23 protein-coding genes are annotated in these 21564 nt (G+C 54.0%); all 23 read left to right on the top strand.

The features are described from left to right. Positions 1-2: 2 nt before the first annotated feature. Positions 3-536, top strand: a complete 534-nt coding sequence (nusG, locus tag VSQ83_RS01840) for a transcription termination/antitermination protein NusG (RefSeq protein ID WP_003444397.1) — start codon at positions 3-5, stop codon at positions 534-536. Between the two features lie 116 nt (positions 537-652). Next, positions 653-1084, top strand: a complete 432-nt coding sequence (gene rplK / locus VSQ83_RS01845; protein WP_008008888.1) for a 50S ribosomal protein L11 — start codon at positions 653-655, stop codon at positions 1082-1084. Then, a complete protein-coding gene (gene rplA / locus VSQ83_RS01850) occupies positions 1084-1779 on the top strand; it encodes a 50S ribosomal protein L1 (RefSeq protein WP_003444394.1) in 696 nt (231 codons plus the stop codon). Before rplK ends, rplA begins: the two co-directional genes overlap by 1 nt. 196 nt (positions 1780-1975) lie before the next feature. Beyond that, complete coding sequence (gene rplJ / locus VSQ83_RS01855; protein ID WP_003444392.1) at positions 1976-2476, top strand: 50S ribosomal protein L10; 501 nt, start codon at positions 1976-1978, stop codon at positions 2474-2476. An 80-nt stretch (positions 2477-2556) separates the two neighbouring features. Further along, a complete protein-coding gene (gene rplL / locus VSQ83_RS01860; protein ID WP_003444390.1) occupies positions 2557-2922 on the top strand; it encodes a 50S ribosomal protein L7/L12 in 366 nt (121 codons plus the stop codon). 219 nt (positions 2923-3141) lie between these two features. Further along, positions 3142-7215, top strand: a complete 4074-nt coding sequence (rpoB, locus tag VSQ83_RS01865) for a DNA-directed RNA polymerase subunit beta (protein WP_133079711.1) — start codon at positions 3142-3144, stop codon at positions 7213-7215. Positions 7216-7279: 64 nt separating this feature from the next. Further along, positions 7280-11479, top strand: coding sequence for a DNA-directed RNA polymerase subunit beta' (gene rpoC / locus VSQ83_RS01870; protein ID WP_019824371.1), 4200 nt, complete (start codon positions 7280-7282; stop codon positions 11477-11479). Positions 11480-11695: 216 nt separating this feature from the next. After that, positions 11696-12067, top strand: a complete 372-nt coding sequence (rpsL, locus tag VSQ83_RS01875) for a 30S ribosomal protein S12 (RefSeq protein ID WP_002555494.1) — start codon at positions 11696-11698, stop codon at positions 12065-12067. Positions 12068-12190: 123 nt separating this feature from the next. Further along, positions 12191-12661: a 30S ribosomal protein S7 gene (gene rpsG, locus VSQ83_RS01880; protein WP_019824369.1), complete on the top strand. Its 471-nt coding sequence runs from the start codon at positions 12191-12193 to the stop codon at positions 12659-12661. A gap of 30 nt (positions 12662-12691) precedes the next feature. Beyond that, on the top strand, positions 12692-14797 hold the full coding sequence (fusA, locus tag VSQ83_RS01885) for an elongation factor G (RefSeq protein ID WP_019824367.1): 2106 nt from the start codon (positions 12692-12694) through the stop codon (positions 14795-14797). A gap of 35 nt (positions 14798-14832) precedes the next feature. Beyond that, a complete protein-coding gene (gene tuf, locus VSQ83_RS01890; protein ID WP_003444379.1) occupies positions 14833-16026 on the top strand; it encodes an elongation factor Tu in 1194 nt (397 codons plus the stop codon). Positions 16027-16168: 142 nt separating this feature from the next. Then, complete coding sequence (gene rpsJ / locus VSQ83_RS01895; RefSeq protein WP_003186070.1) at positions 16169-16480, top strand: 30S ribosomal protein S10; 312 nt, start codon at positions 16169-16171, stop codon at positions 16478-16480. An 81-nt stretch (positions 16481-16561) separates the two neighbouring features. After that, on the top strand, positions 16562-17197 hold the full coding sequence (rplC, locus tag VSQ83_RS01900; protein WP_003444377.1) for a 50S ribosomal protein L3: 636 nt from the start codon (positions 16562-16564) through the stop codon (positions 17195-17197). A 12-nt stretch (positions 17198-17209) separates the two neighbouring features. Further along, on the top strand, positions 17210-17812 hold the full coding sequence (gene rplD, locus VSQ83_RS01905; RefSeq protein WP_003444376.1) for a 50S ribosomal protein L4: 603 nt from the start codon (positions 17210-17212) through the stop codon (positions 17810-17812). Then, on the top strand, positions 17809-18108 hold the full coding sequence (gene rplW / locus VSQ83_RS01910) for a 50S ribosomal protein L23 (protein ID WP_003444375.1): 300 nt from the start codon (positions 17809-17811) through the stop codon (positions 18106-18108). The genes rplD and rplW overlap by 4 nt, the downstream gene beginning before the upstream one ends. A gap of 14 nt (positions 18109-18122) precedes the next feature. Beyond that, on the top strand, positions 18123-18947 hold the full coding sequence (gene rplB / locus VSQ83_RS01915) for a 50S ribosomal protein L2 (RefSeq protein WP_019824364.1): 825 nt from the start codon (positions 18123-18125) through the stop codon (positions 18945-18947). A gap of 16 nt (positions 18948-18963) precedes the next feature. Then, positions 18964-19239, top strand: coding sequence for a 30S ribosomal protein S19 (gene rpsS, locus VSQ83_RS01920; protein ID WP_003232420.1), 276 nt, complete (start codon positions 18964-18966; stop codon positions 19237-19239). Positions 19240-19252: 13 nt separating this feature from the next. After that, the gene (gene rplV, locus VSQ83_RS01925) at positions 19253-19585 is read left to right on the top strand and encodes a 50S ribosomal protein L22 (RefSeq protein WP_003444373.1); all 333 of its coding nucleotides are present in this window, start codon (positions 19253-19255) and stop codon (positions 19583-19585) included. Between the two features lie 13 nt (positions 19586-19598). Continuing rightward, positions 19599-20285, top strand: coding sequence for a 30S ribosomal protein S3 (rpsC, locus tag VSQ83_RS01930; RefSeq protein WP_003176422.1), 687 nt, complete (start codon positions 19599-19601; stop codon positions 20283-20285). Positions 20286-20297: 12 nt separating this feature from the next. After that, entirely contained in the window at positions 20298-20711 is a 414-nt protein-coding gene (gene rplP / locus VSQ83_RS01935) for a 50S ribosomal protein L16 (RefSeq protein WP_016779178.1), read from the top strand. After that, on the top strand, positions 20711-20902 hold the full coding sequence (gene rpmC, locus VSQ83_RS01940) for a 50S ribosomal protein L29 (RefSeq protein WP_003444371.1): 192 nt from the start codon (positions 20711-20713) through the stop codon (positions 20900-20902). The genes rplP and rpmC overlap by 1 nt, the downstream gene beginning before the upstream one ends. A 2-nt stretch (positions 20903-20904) precedes the next feature. Further along, positions 20905-21171, top strand: coding sequence for a 30S ribosomal protein S17 (rpsQ, locus tag VSQ83_RS01945; RefSeq protein ID WP_003194644.1), 267 nt, complete (start codon positions 20905-20907; stop codon positions 21169-21171). 23 nt (positions 21172-21194) lie between these two features. Beyond that, the gene (rplN, locus tag VSQ83_RS01950) at positions 21195-21563 is read left to right on the top strand and encodes a 50S ribosomal protein L14 (RefSeq protein WP_002555479.1); all 369 of its coding nucleotides are present in this window, start codon (positions 21195-21197) and stop codon (positions 21561-21563) included. The last annotated feature ends 1 nt before the right edge of the window (position 21564 follow it).

The raw sequence follows: 21564 nt of genomic DNA on the forward strand, positions 1-21564 counted from the left end.
CCGTGGCTAAGCGTTGGTACGTAGTGCATGCTTATTCGGGTTACGAAAAGCATGTTATGCGCTCTTTGATTGAGCGTATTAAGCTGGCAGGCATGGAAGAAGGCTTCGGCGAAATTCTGGTTCCCACTGAAGAAGTGGTTGAAATGCGTAATGGCCAGAAACGCAAAAGCGAGCGTAAGTTCTTCCCTGGTTATGTGCTGGTTCAGATGGATATGAGCGAGGGTACTTGGCACTTGGTCAAGGATACTCCGCGCGTAATGGGCTTCATTGGTGGGACTGCCGACAAGCCGGCGCCGATCACTGATAAAGAGGCGGAAGCAATTCTGCGTCGTGTTGCTGATGGTAGCGACAAGCCTAAGCCAAAAACACTATTCGAACCGGGCGAAGTTGTCCGTGTTACCGACGGTCCATTTGCTGATTTCAATGGCACAGTCGAAGAAGTTAACTACGAAAAGAGCCGCATCCAAGTGGCAGTGCTCATTTTCGGTCGCTCTACTCCGGTAGAGCTAGAGTTTAGCCAGGTCGAAAAGGTCTAGTTAGACACGAATCCCAACCCCATGGTCTAGGCTGTGGGGTTTTGTCGTCACTGGGATAAACGCGCAAGTAACCGGGGAGCCTCTTTAGGCGCTTGAACCCGTAATTGGAGTGCCTCATGGCTAAGAAGATTACCGCTTACATCAAGCTGCAAGTGAAGGCCGCTCAGGCCAACCCAAGTCCACCCGTAGGCCCGGCTCTGGGTCAGCACGGCGTGAACATCATGGAATTCTGCAAAGCTTTCAACGCCCGTACTCAGGGTATTGAGCCAGGCCTGCCGACTCCAGTGATCATCACTGTATACAGCGACCGTAGCTTTACGTTCGAAACCAAGTCGACCCCTGCTTCGGTTCTGCTGAAGAAGGCTGCTGGTCTGACTAGCGGTTCCGCTCGTCCAAACACCGTTAAGGTTGGCACTGTGACTCGTGCTCAGCTGGAAGAAATCGCGAAAACCAAAAACGCGGATCTGACTGCAGCTGATATGGAAGCAGCCGTGCGTACTATCGCCGGTTCTGCTCGTAGCATGGGCCTTAACGTGGAGGGTGTGTAATGGCTAAGCTGACTAAGCGTCAAAAGGCAATCGCCGGTAAAATTGAAGCTGGCAAGTCTTACAACTTTGTAGACGCTGCTGCTTTGCTGGCTGAGCTGTCGACTGTAAAATTCAGCGAGTCTTTTGACATCGCCGTTAACCTGGGCGTAGACCCACGTAAATCTGACCAGGTTGTTCGTAGCGCTACTGTGCTGCCACACGGCACTGGCAAGACTGTACGTGTAGCTGTGTTCACTCAGGGTCCAGCTGCTGAAGCTGCTCTGGCTGCCGGCGCTGATCGCGTTGGTATGGACGACCTGGCTGCCGAAATGAAAGGCGGCGACCTGAACTATGACGTAGTTATTGCCTCCCCGGACGCAATGCGTGTTGTTGGTCAGTTGGGTCAGATCCTTGGTCCACGTGGTCTGATGCCTAACCCTAAGGTTGGTACTGTAACTCCAGACGTAGCTACCGCTGTCAAGAACGCGAAGGCTGGTCAGGTTCGTTATCGCACTGACAAAAACGGTATCATCCACACTTCCGTTGGCAAGATCGGTTTTGATGCCGTCAAGCTGAAGGAAAACGTTGAAGCCCTGATCGCTGATCTGAAGCGTATCAAGCCAGCTTCTTCGAAAGGTATTTATGTTAAGCGCGTTACCCTGAGCACCACTATGGGCCCAGGCTTGGTCATCGACCAAGGTTCTTTGGACGCGTAAGACAAATTGGCGTGCTTTTAGCTCGCCAATGAAAGATTGGGGTCCCTGCCTGGCGGGGGCTATCCAAGACCGTAGGCGGCGCAAGCCTTAAACCTCAAGCCTACGCAGATGGTGCTCCCGGTTCCTTACCGAATCAGACACCAAAACGACATCCGGCCTCGGTTGGATGAAACGGTAACATGCAGGAGTTAAACCCGTGGCAATTAAACTCGAAGACAAGAAGGCCATCGTCGCTGAAGTCAACGAGGCTGCCAAAGTTGCCCTGTCCGCTGTTGTGGCTGATGCCCGCGGTGTGACAGTAGGCGCTATGACCGGACTCCGTAAAGAGGCTCGTGAAGCTGGCGTTTACGTACGTGTTGTACGTAACACCCTGCTAAAGCGCGCTGTTGCTGACACTGAATACAGTGTCCTCAACGACGTGTTCACAGGCCCGACCTTGATCGCATTCTCGAACGAACATCCAGGCGCTGCTGCCCGTTTGTTCAAAGAGTTCGCTAAAGGTCAGGATAAGTTCGAGATCAAGGCAGCTGCGTTCGAGGGCAAGTTCCTCGCAGCTAATCAGATCGACGTACTGGCAAGTCTGCCGACCCGTGACGAAGCAATTTCTCAGCTGATGAGCGTGATTCAAGGCGCTACCAGCAAATTGGCTCGTACTCTGGCGGCACTTCGCGACCAGAAAGAAGCAGCTGCAGCCTAAGGCTGAGCAACTCCTTTCAGCGTTTATTGTTTATTTCGATGGCCGCCTAGGCTGTCACCCCAATACAGGAATTTATAGTCATGTCTCTGACTACTCAAGAAATCATCGACGCAATCGGTTCGAAATCCGTTCTGGAAATCGTTGAGCTGATCAAGGCAATGGAAGAAGCATTCGGCGTTTCTGCTGCTGCTGCTTCTGCTGGTCCTGCTGCTGCCGCTGCTGTTGTTGAAGAGCAAACTGAATTCAACGTCATGCTGCTGGAAGCTGGCGAGAAGAAAGTTAACGTGATCAAGGCTGTTCGTGAGCTGACTGGTCTGGGCCTGAAAGAAGCCAAGGCAGTTGTAGACAGCGCTCCTAGCGTTGTTCTGGAAGCTGTTGCGAAAGACGCAGCTGACAAAGCCAAGGCAGCCTTGGAAGAAGCAGGCGCTAAAGTCGAGCTGAAGTAAGCATCGACCTTGCGTCTCCAGCCCAAGCGTTAAGCTGAGGCTGATGGCTGGTGGCTCTTGCCACCGGCCTTTTTCCGTTATTGGCAGTCGACTAGGTCGATGCCTTTAACGTGCTGTAACCACCCTGTGCGGTGGAGCAAACCAAGGGGTTTGCACGATTTTCTGGCTGCTCCCGTCGGGAGAGGCCAAACAAGCAGGTGACCAAGCTGGGGAACGCTGATGGCTTACTCATATACTGAGAAAAAACGTATCCGCAAGGACTTTAGCAAGTTGCCGGACGTCATGGATGTGCCGTATCTCTTGGCAATCCAGCTGGATTCGTATCGTGAATTCTTGCAGGCGGGAGCGACTAAAGATAAGTTCCGCGACGTGGGCCTGCATGCGGCCTTCAAATCCGTTTTCCCGATCATCAGCTACTCCGGCAATGCTGCGCTGGAGTACGTCGGTTATCGCTTGGGCGAGCCGGCATTTGATGTCAAAGAATGCGTGTTGCGTGGCGTAACGTACGCCGTACCTTTGCGGGTAAAAGTTCGTTTGATCATTTTCGACAAAGAATCGTCGAACAAAGCGATCAAGGACATCAAAGAGCAAGAAGTCTACATGGGTGAAATCCCCCTGATGACTGAAAACGGTACCTTCGTAATCAACGGTACCGAGCGTGTAATTGTTTCCCAGCTGCACCGTTCCCCGGGCGTGTTCTTTGACCACGACCGCGGCAAGACGCACAGCTCCGGTAAGCTGCTTTATTCTGCGCGTATCATTCCTTACCGCGGTTCGTGGTTGGACTTTGAGTTCGATCCGAAAGACTGCGTGTTCGTGCGTATCGACCGTCGTCGCAAGCTGCCTGCATCGGTATTGCTGCGTGCGCTGGGCTATACCACTGAACAAGTGCTGGACGCGTTCTACACGACCAACGTGTTCCACGTTCAGGGCGAAAGCATTAGCCTGGAACTGGTTCCGCATCGTCTGCGCGGTGAAATCGCGGCCATCGATATTACCGATGACAAAGGCAAGGTGATTGTTGAGCAGGGTCGTCGTATTACTGCTCGCCACATCAACCAGCTGGAAAAAGCGGGTATCAAAGAGCTCGTTATGCCTCTGGACTATGTCCTGGGACGCACAACGGCCAAAGCTATCGTGCATCCGGCTACCGGCGAAATCATTGCTGAGTGCAACACCGAGCTGACGACTGAAATCCTGGCAAAAATCGCCAAGGGCCAGGTTGTTCGCATCGAGACGTTGTACACCAACGATATCGACTGTGGTCCGTTCGTTTCCGACACTCTGAAGATCGACTCCACCAGCAACCAATTGGAAGCGCTGGTCGAGATCTATCGCATGATGCGTCCAGGCGAGCCGCCAACCAAAGACGCTGCCGAGACCCTGTTCAACAACCTGTTCTTCAGCCCTGAGCGCTATGACCTGTCTGCGGTCGGCCGGATGAAGTTCAACCGTCGTATCGGTCGTACCGAGATCGAAGGTTCGGGCGTGTTGTGCAAAGAAGACATCGTTGCTGTGCTGAAGACCCTGGTCGACATCCGTAACGGTAAAGGCATCGTCGATGACATCGACCACCTGGGTAACCGTCGTGTTCGCTGTGTAGGCGAAATGGCCGAGAACCAGTTCCGCGTTGGCCTGGTGCGTGTTGAGCGTGCGGTCAAAGAGCGTCTGTCGATGGCTGAAAGCGAAGGCCTGATGCCGCAAGACCTGATCAACGCCAAGCCAGTGGCTGCGGCGGTGAAAGAGTTCTTCGGTTCGAGCCAGCTGTCCCAGTTCATGGACCAGAACAACCCTCTGTCCGAGATCACCCACAAGCGCCGTGTTTCTGCACTGGGCCCGGGCGGTTTGACGCGTGAGCGTGCCGGCTTTGAAGTTCGTGACGTACACCCGACTCACTACGGGCGTGTTTGCCCGATTGAGACGCCGGAAGGTCCGAACATTGGTCTGATCAACTCCTTGGCTGCCTATGCGCGCACCAACCAGTACGGCTTCCTTGAAAGCCCGTACCGTGTGGTTAAAGACGCACTGGTAACTGACGAGATCGTTTTCCTGTCCGCCATCGAAGAAGCCGATCACGTGATCGCTCAGGCCTCGGCCACGATGAACGACAAGAAAGTCCTGATCGACGAGCTGGTAGCTGTTCGTCACTTGAACGAATTCACCGTTAAGGCGCCGGAAGACGTCACCTTGATGGACGTATCTCCGAAGCAGGTTGTTTCGGTTGCAGCGTCGTTGATTCCGTTCCTCGAGCACGATGACGCCAACCGTGCGTTGATGGGTTCGAACATGCAGCGTCAAGCTGTACCGACCCTGCGCGCTGACAAGCCGCTGGTAGGTACTGGCATGGAGCGTAACGTAGCTCGTGACTCCGGCGTTTGCGTCGTGGCTCGTCGTGGCGGCGTGATCGACTCTGTTGATGCCAGCCGTATTGTGGTTCGTGTTGCTGATGATGAAGTTGAGACCGGCGAAGCTGGTGTTGATATCTACAACCTGACCAAGTACACCCGCTCCAACCAGAACACTTGCATCAACCAGCGTCCGCTGGTCCGCAAGGGTGATCGTGTACAGCGCAGCGACATCATGGCTGACGGTCCGTCCACCGATATGGGGGAACTGGCGTTGGGTCAGAACATGCGTATCGCGTTCATGGCCTGGAACGGTTACAACTTCGAAGACTCCATCTGCCTGTCGGAACGAGTTGTTCAAGAAGATCGCTTTACCACGATCCACATTCAGGAACTGACCTGTGTGGCACGTGACACCAAGCTTGGGCCTGAAGAGATCACTGCAGATATCCCGAACGTGGGTGAAGCTGCACTGAACAAACTGGACGAAGCCGGTATTGTTTACGTAGGTGCTGAAGTTGGCGCTGGCGACATTCTGGTGGGTAAGGTCACTCCGAAAGGCGAGACTCAGCTGACTCCAGAAGAGAAGCTGTTGCGCGCAATCTTCGGTGAAAAAGCCAGCGACGTTAAAGACACTTCCCTGCGTGTACCTACCGGTACCAAAGGTACTGTAATCGACGTACAAGTCTTCACTCGTGACGGCGTTGAGCGTGATGCTCGTGCCCTGTCGATCGAGAAGACCCAGCTGGACGAGATCCGCAAGGATCTGAACGAAGAGTTCCGTATCGTTGAAGGCGCTACTTTTGAACGTCTGCGCTCTGCTCTGGTTGGTCGTATTGCCGAGGGCGGTGCCGGTCTGAAGAAAGGCCAGGAAATCACCAATGAAATCCTGGACGGTCTTGAGCATGGTCAGTGGTTCAAACTGCGCATGGCTGAAGATGCTCTGAATGAGCAGCTTGAAAAAGCTCAGGCCTACATCATCGATCGCCGTCGTCTGCTGGATGACAAGTTCGAAGACAAGAAGCGCAAACTGCAGCAGGGCGATGACCTGGCTCCGGGCGTGCTGAAAATCGTCAAGGTTTACCTGGCAATCCGTCGTCGCATCCAGCCGGGTGACAAGATGGCTGGTCGTCACGGTAACAAAGGTGTGGTCTCCGTGATCATGCCGGTTGAAGACATGCCGTACGATGCCAATGGCACCCCGGTTGATGTGGTTCTCAACCCGTTGGGCGTACCTTCGCGTATGAACGTTGGTCAGATTCTCGAAACTCACCTGGGCCTCGCGGCTAAAGGTTTGGGCGAGAAGATCAACCTCATGATTGAAGAACAACGCAAGGTCGCTGACCTGCGCAAGTTCCTGCATGAGATCTACAACGAAATTGGCGGTCGTCAAGAAAGCCTGGATGACTTCTCCGATCAGGAAATCCTGGATCTGGCGAAGAACCTTCGTGGCGGTGTGCCGATGGCTACCCCGGTGTTCGACGGTGCCAAAGAAAGCGAAATCAAGGCAATGCTTCGTTTGGCAGATTTGCCGGACAGCGGCCAGATGACGCTGACAGACGGTCGTACCGGCAACCAGTTTGAGCGCCCGGTTACCGTTGGCTACATGTACATGCTGAAGCTGAACCACTTGGTAGACGACAAGATGCATGCTCGTTCTACCGGTTCTTACAGCCTGGTTACCCAGCAGCCGCTGGGTGGTAAGGCACAGTTCGGTGGTCAGCGTTTCGGGGAGATGGAGGTCTGGGCGCTGGAAGCCTACGGCGCGGCATACACTCTGCAAGAAATGCTCACAGTGAAGTCGGACGATGTGAACGGTCGTACCAAGATGTACAAAAACATCGTGGACGGCGATCACCGTATGGAGCCGGGCATGCCCGAGTCCTTCAACGTGTTGATCAAAGAAATTCGTTCCCTCGGCATCGATATCGATCTGGAAACCGAATAACACGTGACGCGAATCGAGAGCGGGGCTGTTTAGCCCGCTCTCTGCTCCGCCAGGAGGAAAGGCCTTGAAAGACCTACTGAATTTGCTGAAAAACCAGGGTCAAGTCGAAGAGTTCGACGCCATCCGTATTGGATTGGCATCGCCTGAGATGATCCGTTCGTGGTCGTTCGGTGAAGTTAAAAAGCCGGAAACCATCAACTACCGTACGTTCAAACCTGAGCGTGACGGCCTGTTCTGCGCCAAGATCTTTGGCCCGGTAAAGGATTACGAGTGCCTGTGCGGTAAGTACAAGCGCTTGAAGCACCGTGGTGTGATCTGTGAGAAGTGTGGCGTTGAAGTCGCACTGGCCAAGGTCCGTCGCGAGCGCATGGCTCACATCGAACTGGCTTCGCCGGTTGCTCACATCTGGTTCCTGAAATCGCTGCCGTCCCGTATCGGCTTGCTGATGGACATGACCCTGCGTGATATCGAACGCGTTCTCTACTTCGAGAGCTATGTCGTTATCGATCCAGGCATGACCACTCTGGAAAAAGGTCAGCTGCTGAACGATGAGCAGTACTTCGAAGCGCTGGAAGAGTTCGGCGACGACTTTGATGCCCGTATGGGTGCTGAAGCTGTCCGTGAACTGCTGCACGCTATCGACCTGGAACACGAGATTGGCCGTCTGCGCGAAGAAATTCCGCAAACCAACTCCGAAACCAAAATCAAGAAGCTGTCCAAGCGCCTGAAGTTGATGGAAGCCTTCCTGGGCTCCGGCAACCTTCCTGAGTGGATGGTACTGACCGTTCTGCCGGTTCTGCCGCCAGATCTGCGTCCTTTGGTTCCGCTTGATGGTGGTCGTTTCGCGACTTCCGACCTCAACGATCTGTATCGTCGGGTAATCAACCGTAACAACCGCTTGAAGCGCCTGCTTGATCTGTCCGCTCCGGACATCATCGTGCGCAACGAAAAGCGTATGTTGCAAGAAGCGGTCGATGCATTGCTCGACAACGGCCGTCGTGGTCGCGCTATTACCGGTTCGAACAAGCGCCCTCTGAAATCCTTGGCTGACATGATCAAGGGTAAGCAGGGTCGTTTCCGTCAGAACTTGCTCGGTAAGCGTGTTGACTACTCGGGTCGTTCGGTAATTACCGTAGGTCCGACCCTGCGTCTGCACCAGTGCGGTCTACCGAAGAAAATGGCTCTTGAGCTGTTCAAACCGTTCATTTTTGGCAAGCTGGAAATGCGTGGTCTTGCTACCACCATCAAAGCAGCCAAGAAAATGGTTGAGCGCGAGTTGCCGGAAGTTTGGGACGTTCTCGCTGAAGTTATCCGCGAACACCCAGTGCTTCTCAACCGTGCACCGACTCTTCACCGTCTGGGCATCCAGGCCTTTGAACCGGTTCTGATCGAAGGTAAAGCTATCCAGCTGCACCCGTTGGTCTGTGCTGCGTACAACGCCGACTTCGACGGCGACCAAATGGCCGTGCACGTACCGCTGACGCTGGAAGCCCAGCTGGAAGCGCGTGCGTTGATGATGTCGACCAACAACATTCTGTCGCCAGCCAACGGTGAGCCAATCATCGTTCCGTCGCAGGACGTTGTATTGGGTCTGTACTACATGACTCGTGAAGCGATCAACGCCAAAGGCGAAGGTCGTGTATTCGCTGACTTGCAAGAAGTTGATCGTGTATTCCGTGCCGGCGAAGCCGCACTGCATGCCAAGGTCAAGGTTCGCATCAGTGAAACCGTCAACGATCGTGATGGCGGCAGCGTGAGCAACACTCGGATTGTCGACACCACCGTCGGCCGTGCGCTGTTGTTCCAGGTTGTGCCAAAAGGTCTGTCGTACGACGTCGTCAACTTGCCGATGAAGAAAAAAGCGATCTCCAAGCTGATCAACCAGTGCTACCGCGTGGTTGGTTTGAAAGAGACCGTGATCTTCGCTGACCAGTTGATGTACACAGGTTTTGCTTACTCGACCATTTCCGGCGTTTCCATCGGTGTTAACGACTTCGTTATCCCGGATGAAAAAGCTCGCATCATCGCGGCTGCGACCGATGAAGTGAAAGAGATCGAAAGTCAGTACGCCTCCGGCCTGGTAACCCAGGGCGAGAAGTACAACAAAGTAATCGACCTTTGGTCGAAAGCTAACGACGAAGTTTCCAAGGCAATGATGTCCAACCTCTCGAAAGAGAAGGTTATCGACCGTCACGGCGTTGAGGTTGAGCAAGAGTCGTTCAACTCGATGTACATGATGGCCGACTCCGGCGCACGGGGTTCTGCAGCGCAGATCCGTCAGCTGGCCGGTATGCGTGGTCTGATGGCCAAGCCGGACGGTTCCATCATTGAAACGCCGATTACTGCGAACTTCCGTGAAGGCCTGAGCGTACTTCAGTACTTCATCTCTACTCACGGTGCTCGTAAGGGTCTGGCGGATACCGCCTTGAAGACAGCTAACTCCGGTTATCTGACTCGTCGTCTGGTAGACGTTGCGCAAGACTTGGTTGTGACTGAAGTTGACTGCGGTACCGAACACGGTCTGCTGATGACTCCGCACATCGAAGGCGGCGACGTTGTAGAGCCGTTGGGTGAGCGCGTGCTGGGTCGAGTAATCGCCCGTGACGTGTACAAGCCGGGTACCGAGGACATTATCGTTCCTGCGGGCACTCTGGTTGACGAGAAGTGGGTTGAATTCATCGAGCTGAACAGCATCGACGAAGTAATCGTGCGTTCGCCAATCAGCTGTGAAACTCGCTTCGGTATCTGTGCCAAGTGCTACGGTCGTGACTTGGCTCGTGGTCACCAGGTGAACATCGGTGAAGCTGTCGGCGTAATCGCTGCTCAGTCGATCGGTGAGCCGGGTACACAGCTGACGATGCGTACGTTCCACATCGGTGGTGCGGCAAGCCGGACCTCTGCTGCTGACAGTGTTCAGGTGAAGAATGGCGGTACTGTCCGTCTTCATAACCTCAAGCACGTTGAGCGTGTAGATGGCTGCCTGGTAGCTGTATCCCGTTCCGGTGAGCTGGCCATCGCTGATGACTTCGGTCGTGAGCGTGAGCGCTACAAGCTGCCGTACGGCGCCGTAATTTCGGTTAAAGAAGGTGACAAGGTTGACGCTGGCTCGATCGTAGCCAAGTGGGATCCGCACACTCACCCAATCGTTACCGAAATGAAAGGTACCGTGACCTACGTGGGCATGGAAGAAGGCATCACGATCAAGCGTCAGACTGACGAATTGACCGGTATGACCAACATTGAAGTCCTCGACGCCAAAGACCGTCCAGCTGCCGGCAAGGACATCCGTCCAGCCGTTAAGATGGTTGGTGTGGATGGCAAGGATCTGCTGTTGCCTGGTACCGACGTACCGGCTCAGTACTTCCTGCCAGCCAACGCCCTGGTCGGTGTAGCGGATGGTGCGGAAATCGCGATCGGTGACGTTATCGCTCGTATTCCGCAAGAGACTTCGAAAACTCGAGACATCACCGGTGGTCTGCCACGCGTTGCTGACTTGTTCGAAGCGCGTCGTCCGAAAGAAGCCTCGATTCTGGCTGAAGTCAGCGGCACCATCGCGTTCGGTAAAGAAACCAAAGGCAAGCGCCGTCTGGTTATTACCCCGAACGACGGTACTGATCCGTACGAAGAGCTGATTCCAAAGTGGCGTCACCTGAACGTCTTCGAAGGCGAGCAAGTGAACCGCGGCGAAGTTATCTCCGACGGTCCAAGCGATCCACACGACATCCTGCGTTTGCTGGGTGTAAGTGCGCTGGCCAAGTACATCGTTAACGAGATTCAGGACGTTTACCGTCTGCAAGGCGTAAAAATCAACGATAAGCACATCGAGACCATTCTGCGTCAGATGTTGCGTAAAGTTGAGATTGCCGAGTCTGGTGATTCCACCTTCATCAAGGGCGACCAGATGGAGTTGACCCAGGTGTTGACCGAGAACGAGCGTTTGGGCGGCGAAGATAAATTCGTATCCAAGTTCACTCGCGTCCTGCTGGGTATCACCAAGGCGTCGTTGTCGACTGAGTCGTTCATTTCCGCGGCCTCTTTCCAAGAGACTACCCGCGTATTGACCGAAGCAGCGGTAACCGGCAAGCGCGACTACCTGCGTGGCCTGAAAGAAAACGTTGTCGTGGGTCGTTTGATCCCGGCAGGTACCGGTTTGGCATACCACAGCGAGCGCAAGCGCCGCCGTGAAGCTGACAAGCCGTTGCGCGTGAGCGCCAGTGAAGTGGAAGCTGCACTGACCGAAGCGCTGAACTCGAGCGGTAACTGAGTTCTGCGGTAAATGAGAGATGGGCCCCGGCAGTTCCGTTCATCGAATCGAGACATTTTGTCGGGGTTTGATGAGTGGGAAGGTCGGGGCCTTGTCTTGACTGGGGGCAAGATCCTCTTTAGACTCTTGTACCCCTAAATTTGGCGGGAATTCGTTCCTGCCATTTTGCTTTTCTTGCAAGACAATAGCGTCGCAAGACAACAGTGGAGCTAGTAGATGGCAACTATCAACCAGCTGGTACGTCAGCCGCGTAAGCGTATCGTCGAGAAATCCGACGTGCCTGCGCTGCAAAACTGCCCGCAACGTCGTGGCGTATGCACCCGTGTGTATACAACTACGCCGAAAAAACCTAACTCGGCACTGCGTAAAGTATGCCGTGTGCGCCTGACCAACGGTTTCGAGGTTTCCTCGTACATCGGTGGTGAAGGTCACAACCTGCAAGAACACAGCGTGGTACTGATTCGTGGCGGTCGTGTAAAAGACTTGCCAGGTGTTCGTTATCACACCGTTCGCGGCTCTTTGGATACTTCCGGCGTTAAAGGTCGTAACCAAGGTCGTTCGAAGTACGGTACCAAGAAGCCGAAGTAGTATTCGGTTGCTGGTAAAAAATGCAGATTTCTTTTTTTCTGAGTCGATAAGAGTAAGGTCGGACGTGCATCTTTTGGATGTAATGGTTCCGAGCTAACCTGAAGACCGTTTGAGGGCTTATCCATGCCAAGAAGACGCGTAGCAGCCAAGCGCGATGTGCTTGACGATCCAAAATACGGAAGCCAAATCCTGGCCAAGTTCATGAACCACGTGATGGAAAGCGGCAAAAAAGCCGTTGCCGAGCGTATCGTTTATGGCGCGCTGGAAAAGGTTAAAGAACGCAAGAACAGCGATCCCCTGGAAATCTTCGAGAAAGCTCTCGACGCCATCGCTCCGCTGGTCGAAGTGAAGTCGCGCCGTGTAGGCGGTGCTACTTACCAGGTTCCGGTCGAAGTTCGCCCGTCCCGTCGTAACGCCCTGGCAATGCGCTGGTTGGTAGACTTCGCCCGTAAGCGCGGCGAGAAGTCTATGGCTCTGCGTTTGGCTGGCGAACTGTTGGACGCAGCTGAAGGTAAAGGTGCTGCTGTTAAGAAGCGTGAAGACGTGCACCGTATGGCCGAAGCTAACAAAGCTTTCTCGCACTACCGCTTCTAAATTCAGCTTCACTAATTTTGCGAGGGCTTTATGGCTCGTACTACTCCGATTAGTCGCTACCGTAACATCGGTATCGTCGCTCACGTGGATGCTGGTAAAACCACTACCACCGAGCGCGTACTGTTTTACACTGGCAAAAGTCACAAAATGGGCGAGGTGCATGATGGCGCCGCGACCACAGACTGGATGGTTCAGGAGCAGGAGCGTGGTATTACCATTACTTCTGCTGCTATCACCGCCTTCTGGAAAGGTTCTGCCAAGCAGTACAAGGACGAGCATCGCTTCAACGTAATCGATACCCCGGGCCACGTTGACTTCACTATTGAAGTTGAGCGTTCCCTGCGCGTACTCGACGGCGCTGTCGTTGTGTTCTGTGGTACCTCGGGTGTTGAGCCTCAGTCGGAAACCGTATGGCGTCAAGCCAACAAATACGGCGTTCCACGTCTTGTTTACGTAAACAAGATGGACCGTGCTGGCGCCAACTTCCTGCGCGTTATTGAGCAGATCAAGAAGCGTCTGGGCCACACTCCGGTTCCAATCCAGCTGGCTATCGGTTCTGAAGACAACTTCCAGGGTCAGATTGATCTGATCAACATGGAAGCTGTGTACTGGAACGATGCTGACAAGGGTATGGTTCCTGTTCGCAAAGAAATTCCAGCTGAGCTGAAAGATCTTGCTGACGAATGGCGCGACAACATGGTTCAGGCTGCGGCCGAGGCCAATGAAGAGCTGATGAACAAGTACCTCGAAGGTGAAGAATTCACCATCGCGGAAATCAAGGCTGCTCTGCGTCAGCGTACTATCGCTGGTGAGATCGTCTTGGCTGTTTGCGGTTCTTCCTTCAAGAACAAGGGTGTTCCCCTGGTTCTCGACGCCGTTATCGACTTCCTGCCTGCTCCGACTGATATTCCTGCCATCAAGGGTACTGACCCTGATGACGAGAGCATCGAGCTGGAGCGTCATGCTGACGACAGCGAGCCGTTCTCGGCTCTGGCGTTCAAGATCGCTACCGACCCATTCGTGGGTACCTTGACCTTCGTCCGTGTTTACTCGGGCGTGTTGAACTCCGGCGACGGCGTGATCAACTCGGTTAAAGGCAAGAAAGAGCGTGTGGGTCGTATGGTGCAAATGCACGCAAACGCCCGTGAAGAAATCAAGGAAGTACGCGCTGGTGACATCGCGGCCTTGATCGGCATGAAGGACGTCACCACTGGTGAGACTTTGTGCAACGCTGACAAGCCAATCATTCTGGTTCGCATGGACTTCCCGGAGCCGGTTATTTCGGTTGCCGTAGAGCCTAAGACCAAGGATGACCAGGAAAAAATGGGTGTTGCGCTGGGCAAGCTTGCTCAGGAAGATCCATCTTTCCGCGTTAAAACTGATGAAGAGACTGGTCAGACGATCATCTCGGGCATGGGCGAGCTGCACTTGGACATCCTGGTTGATCGGATGCGCCGTGAGTTCAACGTCGAAGCCAACATCGGTAAGCCTCAGGTTTCGTATCGTGAGCGCATCACGAAGAACTGTGAGATCGAAGGCAAGTTCGTTCGTCAGTCCGGCGGTCGTGGCCAGTTTGGTCACTGCTGGATCCGTTTTGCACCTGCTGACGAAGGTCAGGAAGGTCTGCAGTTCGTGAACGAAGTGGTAGGTGGTGTGGTTCCTAAGGAATACATCCCGGCTATCCAGAAGGGCATCGAAGAGCAGATGAAGAACGGTGTTGTTGCCGGCTATCCGCTGATCGGCCTGAAGGCTACCGTGTTTGATGGTTCTTACCACGACGTCGACTCCAACGAGATGGCGTTTAAGGTGGCTGCTTCCATGGCGACCAAGCAACTGGCTACCAAAGGTGGTGGTGAGCTGCTTGAGCCGATCATGGCGGTAGAGGTTGTTACACCTGAAGACTATATGGGTGACGTGATGGGCGACTTGAATCGTCGTCGCGGCATGATCCAGGGTATGGAAGATACGGTTTCCGGCAAAGTTATTCGTGCCGAGGTTCCGTTGGGTGAAATGTTCGGTTATGCGACCGACGTTCGTTCCATGTCTCAGGGTCGCGCAAGCTACTCTATGGAATTCAAAAAATACGATACAGCTCCGGCGCACATCGTCGAAACTGTTACTAAAAAACAAGGCTGATTTAGTTCAGTCCTTTAGGCAAGGAGTTAATTGTCGTGGCTAAAGAAAAATTTGATCGTTCCCTACCGCACGTCAACGTTGGCACTATCGGTCACGTTGACCATGGTAAAACCACGCTGACTGCAGCTCTGACTCGTGTTTGCTCCGAGATTTTCGGTTCGGCAATCGTTGACTTCGATAAAATCGACAGCGCGCCAGAAGAAAAAGCTCGTGGTATCACCATCAACACTGCGCACGTTGAATACAACTCGCTGATCCGTCACTACGCTCACGTTGACTGCCCAGGTCACGCTGACTATGTGAAGAACATGATCACCGGTGCTGCTCAGATGGACGGCGCTATCCTGGTTTGTTCGGCCGCTGATGGTCCGATGCCACAAACCCGTGAGCACATCCTGCTGTCCCGTCAGGTTGGCGTTCCGTACATCGTGGTTTTCCTGAACAAGGCTGACCTGGTAGACGACGCTGAGCTGCTGGAACTGGTTGAGATGGAAGTGCGCGATCTGCTGAGCACTTACGACTTCCCAGGCGACGACACTCCGATCATCATCGGTTCTGCTCGTATGGCTCTGGAAGGCAAAGACGACAACGAAATGGGCACCACTGCCGTTCGTAAGCTGGTTGAAACTCTGGATACTTACATTCCGGACCCAGTTCGTGTTATCGACAAGCCGTTCCTGATGCCAATCGAAGACGTATTCTCGATCTCTGGTCGCGGTACTGTTGTAACTGGTCGTATCGAGCGCGGTATCGTTCGCGTTCAAGATCCGCTGGAAATCGTTGGTCTGCGTGACACTACTGTTACCACCTGCACCGGCGTTGAAATGTTCCGTAAGCTGCTTGACGAAGGTCGTGCTGGCGAGAACTGCGGCGTGCTGCTGCGCGGCACCAAGCGTGACGACGTAGAGCGTGGCCAGGTTCTGGTTAAGCCGGGTTCGGTTAAGCCGCACACTACCTTCGAAGCTGAAGTGTACGTGTTGAGCAAAGAAGAAGGCGGCCGTCACACTCCGTTCTTCAAAGGCTACCGTCCACAGTTCTACTTCCGGACCACTGACGTGACCGGTAACTGCGAACTGCCGGAAGGCGTTGAAATGGTAATGCCAGGCGACAACATCAAAATGGTTGTCACCCTGATCAAAACCATCGCAATGGAAGACGGTCTGCGTTTCGCAATCCGTGAAGGCGGTCGTACCGTCGGCGCTGGCGTAGTAGCCAAAATCATTGCTTAAGCTTTGATTGCCTGAAAAAGCCCCCGCTCAGCGGGGGCTTTTTTTATTGAGTTGACACCCAGTTGGGCCATCTATAGAATTGCGCCTCCTTTAAACGGGCGTATTGCGCTCGGTGGGAATAGCAATCGGAGTCTGAAATCCAATGCAAAATCAGCAAATCCGTATCAGGTTGAAGGCTTTTGACCATCGCCTGATCGACCAATCAACCCAGGAAATCGTGGAAACCGCGAAACGTACTGGTGCTCAAGTGCGTGGTCCAATTCCACTGCCTACCCGTAAAGAGCGGTTCACCGTTCTGGTCTCCCCGCACGTCAACAAAGACGCGCGTGACCAGTATGAGATCCGTACTCATAAGCGCGTTCTGGACATCGTCCAGCCAACGGATAAAACCGTTGATGCACTTATGAAGCTTGATCTTGCGGCCGGTGTGGAAGTGCAGATCAGCCTCGGCTAAGACTTGGGTCTTAGTCGTGTAACGCTCTGAAATGGGCGGCCATAGCGGGTGAAAGCCCCGTACACTCATGAGGTTTACAACATGACTATTGGTGTAGTCGGTCGTAAATGCGGTATGACCCGTATTTTCACCGAAGAAGGTGTCTCCATTCCGGTTACGGTCATTGAGATCGAGCCGAATCGCGTCACCCAGTTCAAAACTGAAGAAACCGATGGCTATCGTGCAGTGCAAGTCACTGTCGGCGAGCGTCGCGCTTCGCGTGTAACTGCTGCTCAAGCGGGTCACTTCGCTAAAGCAAACGTTGCAGCTGGTCGTACCGTAATGGAATTCCGTCTTGAAGAAGGCGAGTACCAAGCAGGCGATCTGATCAACGCTGAAATCTTCACCGCAGGTCAGATGGTCGATGTGACCGGTCAGTCCAAAGGTAAAGGCTTCCAGGGTACGATCAAGCGTTGGAATTTCCGTGGCCAAGATAACACTCACGGTAACTCCGTTTCCCACCGCGTCCCGGGCTCTATTGGCCAGTGCCAGACTCCTGGTCGTGTATTCAAGGGCAAAAAAATGTCCGGTCATATGGGCGCTGAGCGCGTGACCGTGCAGTCCCTCGAAGTAGTGCGCGTCGACGCTGAACGCAATCTGTTGTTGGTCAAGGGTGCTGTTCCTGGCGCTACTGGCGGCAACCTGGTTGTACGTCCGGCGGCCAAGGCTCGCGGTTAAGGGGAAGCTGACATGCAATTAAATGTAAATGATGCTCAAGCGATCGAAGTTTCCGAACTGACGTTTGGCGGCGAGTTCAACGAGACGCTGGTTCACCAGGCAGTCGTAGCCTACATGGCTGGCGGTCGTCAAGGTAGCAAGCAGCAAAAGACCCGTTCCGACGTTCGTGGTGGCGGTAAGCGCCCTTGGCGTCAGAAAGGTACTGGCCGTGCTCGTGCCGGTACTATCCGTAGCCCAATCTGGCGTGGCGGTGGTACTACTTTCGCAGCTCGTCCACAAGATCACTCTCAGAAGCTCAACAAGAAGATGTATCGCGCAGCAATGCGTTCCATCCTTGCTGAACTGGTTCGTACTGATCGTCTGATCGTGGTTCAGGACTTCGCAGTTGAAGCGCCGAAAACCAAAGATCTGCTGAACAAACTGAATGGCATGGGTCTGACAGACGTCCTGATCGTGTCTGAAGTTGTTGATCAGAACCTGTACCTGGCTGCTCGTAACCTGCCACACGTTGATGTACGTGACGTGCAAGGTTCCGACCCAGTTAGTCTGATCGCATACGACAAGGTGTTGATCACCGTGTCGGCCGTGAAGAAATTCGAGGAGCTGCTGGGATGAACCAGGAACGCGTATTTAAAGTTCTGCTTGGCCCGCACGTTTCCGAGAAGGCTACGGTTCTGGCAGACAAGAAAGGCCAGTTCGTTTTCAAGGTTGCTACTGATGCAACCAAGCTGGAAATCAAGAAGGCCGTCGAAAGCCTGTTCAGCGTGAAAGTTGAGCGTGTTACTACCCTGAATGTTCTGGGTAAGAGCAAGCGCACCGCTCGCGGCGTGGGCAAGCGTAATGACTGGAAGAAGGCAGTAATCTCCCTTCAGCCAGGCCAAGATCTCGATTTCAGCAGCAGTGCTGAGTAAGGAAGGGGTGCATCATGGCAATCGTTAAATGCAAACCGACTTCCCCTGGCCGCCGTCATGTGGTCAAGGTGGTCAACCAGGAGCTGCATAAAGGCGCTCCTCACGCACCGCTGCTCGAGAAGAAATCGAAGACTGGTGGTCGTAACAACAATGGCCGTATTACCACGCGTCACATCGGTGGTGGTCATAAGCAGCATTATCGTTTGGTCGACTTCCGTCGCAACGACAAAGATGGCATTCCAGCCACTGTTGAGCGTATCGAATACGATCCAAACCGTACTGCTCACATTGCTCTTATGTTGTACGCAGACGGCGAACGCCGTTACATCATCGCCCCTAAAGGCGTGAGCGCTGGCGACCAGCTGATTTCGGGTGCTTTGGCTCCGATCAAGCCAGGCAACCAGTTGCAACTGCGCAGCATTCCAGTTGGTAGCACCGTACACGGCATCGAATTGAAGCCGGGCAAAGGCGCACAAATCGCTCGTTCCGCTGGTGCTTCGGCTCAGCTGGTCGCTCGTGATGGTGTCTACGTGACCCTGCGTCTGCGTTCCGGTGAAATGCGTAAAGTATTGGCTGAATGCCGTGCAACGCTTGGCGAAGTCTCGAACTCCGAGCACAGCCTGCGTTCGCTGGGTAAAGCTGGTGCCAAACGCTGGCGTGGCGTTCGCCCAACCGTTCGTGGTGTTGCCATGAACCCGGTTGACCACCCACATGGTGGTGGTGAAGGTCGTACCTCTGGTGGTCGTCATCCGGTATCGCCATGGGGCTTCCCGACTAAGGGCGCGAAGACTCGTGGTAATAAGCGTACCGACAAAATGATCGTCCGTCGTCGCAAGTAAATAGAGGGATACGACAGTGCCACGTTCTCTGAAAAAAGGTCCTTTTATTGATCTTCACCTACTGAAGAAGATCGAAGTGGCGGCGGAAAAGAACGATCGCAAACCGGTGAAAACCTGGTCGCGTCGTTCGATGATCCTGCCACAAATGGTCGGTTTGACCATCGCTGTGCATAACGGTCGTCTTCATGTCCCAGTTCTTGTGAACGAAGACATGGTTGGCCATAAACTAGGCGAGTTTGCCGGTACCCGCACTTATCGTGGGCACGTGGCAGACAAGAAAGCCAAGCGTTAAGGGGTAAGGAACGATGGAAGTAGCCGCTAAGTTGTCGGGCGCTCGAATCTCCGCCCAGAAAGCCCGCTTGGTCGCCGACCAGATCCGCGGGAAGAAGGTGGGCGAAGCGCTCAACCTGTTGGCTTTCAGCAACAAGAAAGCCGCCGAGATCATCAAGAAAGTGCTGGAGTCGGCCGTAGCCAACGCCGAGCATAACGAAGGCGCAGACGTTGACGACCTTAAAGTCGCCACCGTTTTCGTCAACGAAGGGCGTTCGCTGAAGCGCATCATGCCGCGTGCCAAAGGCCGCGCTGATCGCATCGTCAAGCGGTCTTGCCATATCACTGTCAAGGTTGCTGACAAGTAACGGAGTCGAAGAGATGGGTCAGAAAGTACATCCCATTGGCATTCGCCTGGGAATCGTCAAGGAGCACACCTCCGTCTGGTACGCAGACGGCCGGACTTATGCGGACTACTTGTTCGCTGATCTGAAGGTGCGTGAATACCTCCAAGACAAACTAAAAAGCGCGTCCGTAAGCCGTATCGATATCCATCGTCCGGCCCAAACTGCACGTATCACCATCCACACCGCTCGTCCAGGTATCGTTATCGGGAAGAAAGGTGAAGATGTTGAGAAACTGCGTCAGGACCTGACCAAGCAAATGGGTGTGCCTGTGCACATCAATATCGAAGAGATCCGCAAGCCGGAACTCGACGGTATGCTGGTTGCGCAGAGCGTAGCTCAGCAGCTGGAGCGTCGTGTAATGTTCCGTCGCGCGATGAAACGCGCTGTACAGAACGCTATGCGCATTGGTGCCAAAGGCATCAAAATCCAAGTGAGCGGTCGTCTCGGCGGTGCTGAAATCGCACGTACTGAATGGTATCGCGAAGGTCGTGTGCCATTGCACACCCTGCGTGCCGACATCGACTATGCCAACTACGAAGCTCACACCACTTACGGTGTGATCGGTGTAAAGGTTTGGATCTTCAAAGGCGAAGTAATTGGTGGTCGCCAAGAAGAGCTGAAGCCACAAGCACCAGCGCCTCGTAAAAAAGCTGCTAAGTAAGGGGTACGCCAAATGTTACAACCTAAGCGTACGAAGTTCCGCAAGCAAATGACTGGCCACAACCGTGGCTTGGCATTGCGCGGTAGCAAAGTCAGCTTCGGCGAATATGCGCTGAAGTCTGTTGCTCGTGGTCGTCTCACCGCTCGTCAGATCGAATCAGCGCGTCGTGCACTGACCCGTCACGTTAAGCGTGGCGGTAAGATCTGGATCCGTGTATTCCCGGACAAGCCTATTTCCAAAAAGCCCCTCGAAGTTCGTATGGGTAAAGGTAAGGGTAACGTGGAATATTGGGTTGCCCAGATTCAGCCAGGCAAAGTCCTGTATGAAATCGAGGGTGTTACTGAAGAGCTGGCGCGTGAGGCTTTCGCCCTGGCTGCTGCAAAGCTGCCGCTCGCCACCTCCTTTGTTAAACGGACGGTGATGTGATGAAAGCGAATGAACTTCGTGAAAAATCCGCACAGCAGCTGAACGAGCAACTGCTCGGCTTGCTGCGCGACCAGTTCAATCTGCGTATGCAGAAAGCAACTGGCCAGTTGGGGCAGTCGCATCTGCTCTCGCAAGTTAAGCGTGACATCGCTCGCGTGAAGACTGTGCTCAAACAGCAGGCAGGTAAGTAATCATGGCTGAAGCCGAAAAGACTGTCCGTACGCTGACTGGCCGTGTTGTCAGCGACAAGATGGACAAAACCATCACCGTTTTGATCGAGCGTCGCGTTAAGCACCCGATCTACGGTAAATACGTTAAGCGTTCGACTAAGCTGCACGCGCACGACGAAACCAATCAGTGCCACATCGGCGACAAAGTCACTATTCGTGAAACTCGTCCGATGGCCAAGACCAAGTCTTGGGCACTGGTTGATGTTCTCGAACGCGCTGTGGAAGTCTAAGGACTAGGGGTCGGAGAAATTATATGATTCAGACTCAATCCATGCTCGATGTGGCCGATAACAGCGGCGCACGCCGCGTTATGTGCATCAAGGTGCTGGGTGGCTCCCATCGTCGTTACGCTGGTATCGGTGACATCATCAAAGTTACCGTGAAGGAAGCAATTCCTCGCGGTAAAGTGAAAAAAGGCCAAGTGATGACTGCTGTTGTAGTCCGCACTCGTCACGGCGTACGTCGTGCTGATGGCTCCATTATCCGCTTTGATGGCAACGCTGCTGTTCTTCTGAACAACAAGCAAGAGCCGATCGGCACCCGTATCTTTGGGCCAGTGACCCGTGAACTTCGTACTGAGAAGTTCATGAAGATCGTCTCGCTCGCCCCAGAAGTGCTGTAAG

Source organism: Pseudomonas sp. DSV-1 (assembly GCF_035830915.1).
Taxonomy (GTDB): domain Bacteria; phylum Pseudomonadota; class Gammaproteobacteria; order Pseudomonadales; family Pseudomonadaceae; genus Aquipseudomonas.

Coding starts and splice junctions, on each gene's coding strand:
- rplK (WP_008008888.1), top strand. CDS start 653: ATGGCTAAGAAGATTACCGCTTACATCAAGCTGCAAGTGAAGGCCGCT.
- rplA (WP_003444394.1), top strand. CDS start 1,084: ATGGCTAAGCTGACTAAGCGTCAAAAGGCAATCGCCGGTAAAATTGAA.
- rplL (WP_003444390.1), top strand. CDS start 2,557: ATGTCTCTGACTACTCAAGAAATCATCGACGCAATCGGTTCGAAATCC.
- rpoB (WP_133079711.1), top strand. CDS start 3,142: ATGGCTTACTCATATACTGAGAAAAAACGTATCCGCAAGGACTTTAGC.
- rpsL (WP_002555494.1), top strand. CDS start 11,696: ATGGCAACTATCAACCAGCTGGTACGTCAGCCGCGTAAGCGTATCGTC.
- rpsG (WP_019824369.1), top strand. CDS start 12,191: ATGCCAAGAAGACGCGTAGCAGCCAAGCGCGATGTGCTTGACGATCCA.
- fusA (WP_019824367.1), top strand. CDS start 12,692: ATGGCTCGTACTACTCCGATTAGTCGCTACCGTAACATCGGTATCGTC.
- rpsJ (WP_003186070.1), top strand. CDS start 16,169: ATGCAAAATCAGCAAATCCGTATCAGGTTGAAGGCTTTTGACCATCGC.
- rplC (WP_003444377.1), top strand. CDS start 16,562: ATGACTATTGGTGTAGTCGGTCGTAAATGCGGTATGACCCGTATTTTC.
- rplD (WP_003444376.1), top strand. CDS start 17,210: ATGCAATTAAATGTAAATGATGCTCAAGCGATCGAAGTTTCCGAACTG.
- rplW (WP_003444375.1), top strand. CDS start 17,809: ATGAACCAGGAACGCGTATTTAAAGTTCTGCTTGGCCCGCACGTTTCC.
- rplB (WP_019824364.1), top strand. CDS start 18,123: ATGGCAATCGTTAAATGCAAACCGACTTCCCCTGGCCGCCGTCATGTG.
- rplV (WP_003444373.1), top strand. CDS start 19,253: ATGGAAGTAGCCGCTAAGTTGTCGGGCGCTCGAATCTCCGCCCAGAAA.
- rpsC (WP_003176422.1), top strand. CDS start 19,599: ATGGGTCAGAAAGTACATCCCATTGGCATTCGCCTGGGAATCGTCAAG.
- rplP (WP_016779178.1), top strand. CDS start 20,298: ATGTTACAACCTAAGCGTACGAAGTTCCGCAAGCAAATGACTGGCCAC.
- rpmC (WP_003444371.1), top strand. CDS start 20,711: ATGAAAGCGAATGAACTTCGTGAAAAATCCGCACAGCAGCTGAACGAG.
- rpsQ (WP_003194644.1), top strand. CDS start 20,905: ATGGCTGAAGCCGAAAAGACTGTCCGTACGCTGACTGGCCGTGTTGTC.
- rplN (WP_002555479.1), top strand. CDS start 21,195: ATGATTCAGACTCAATCCATGCTCGATGTGGCCGATAACAGCGGCGCA.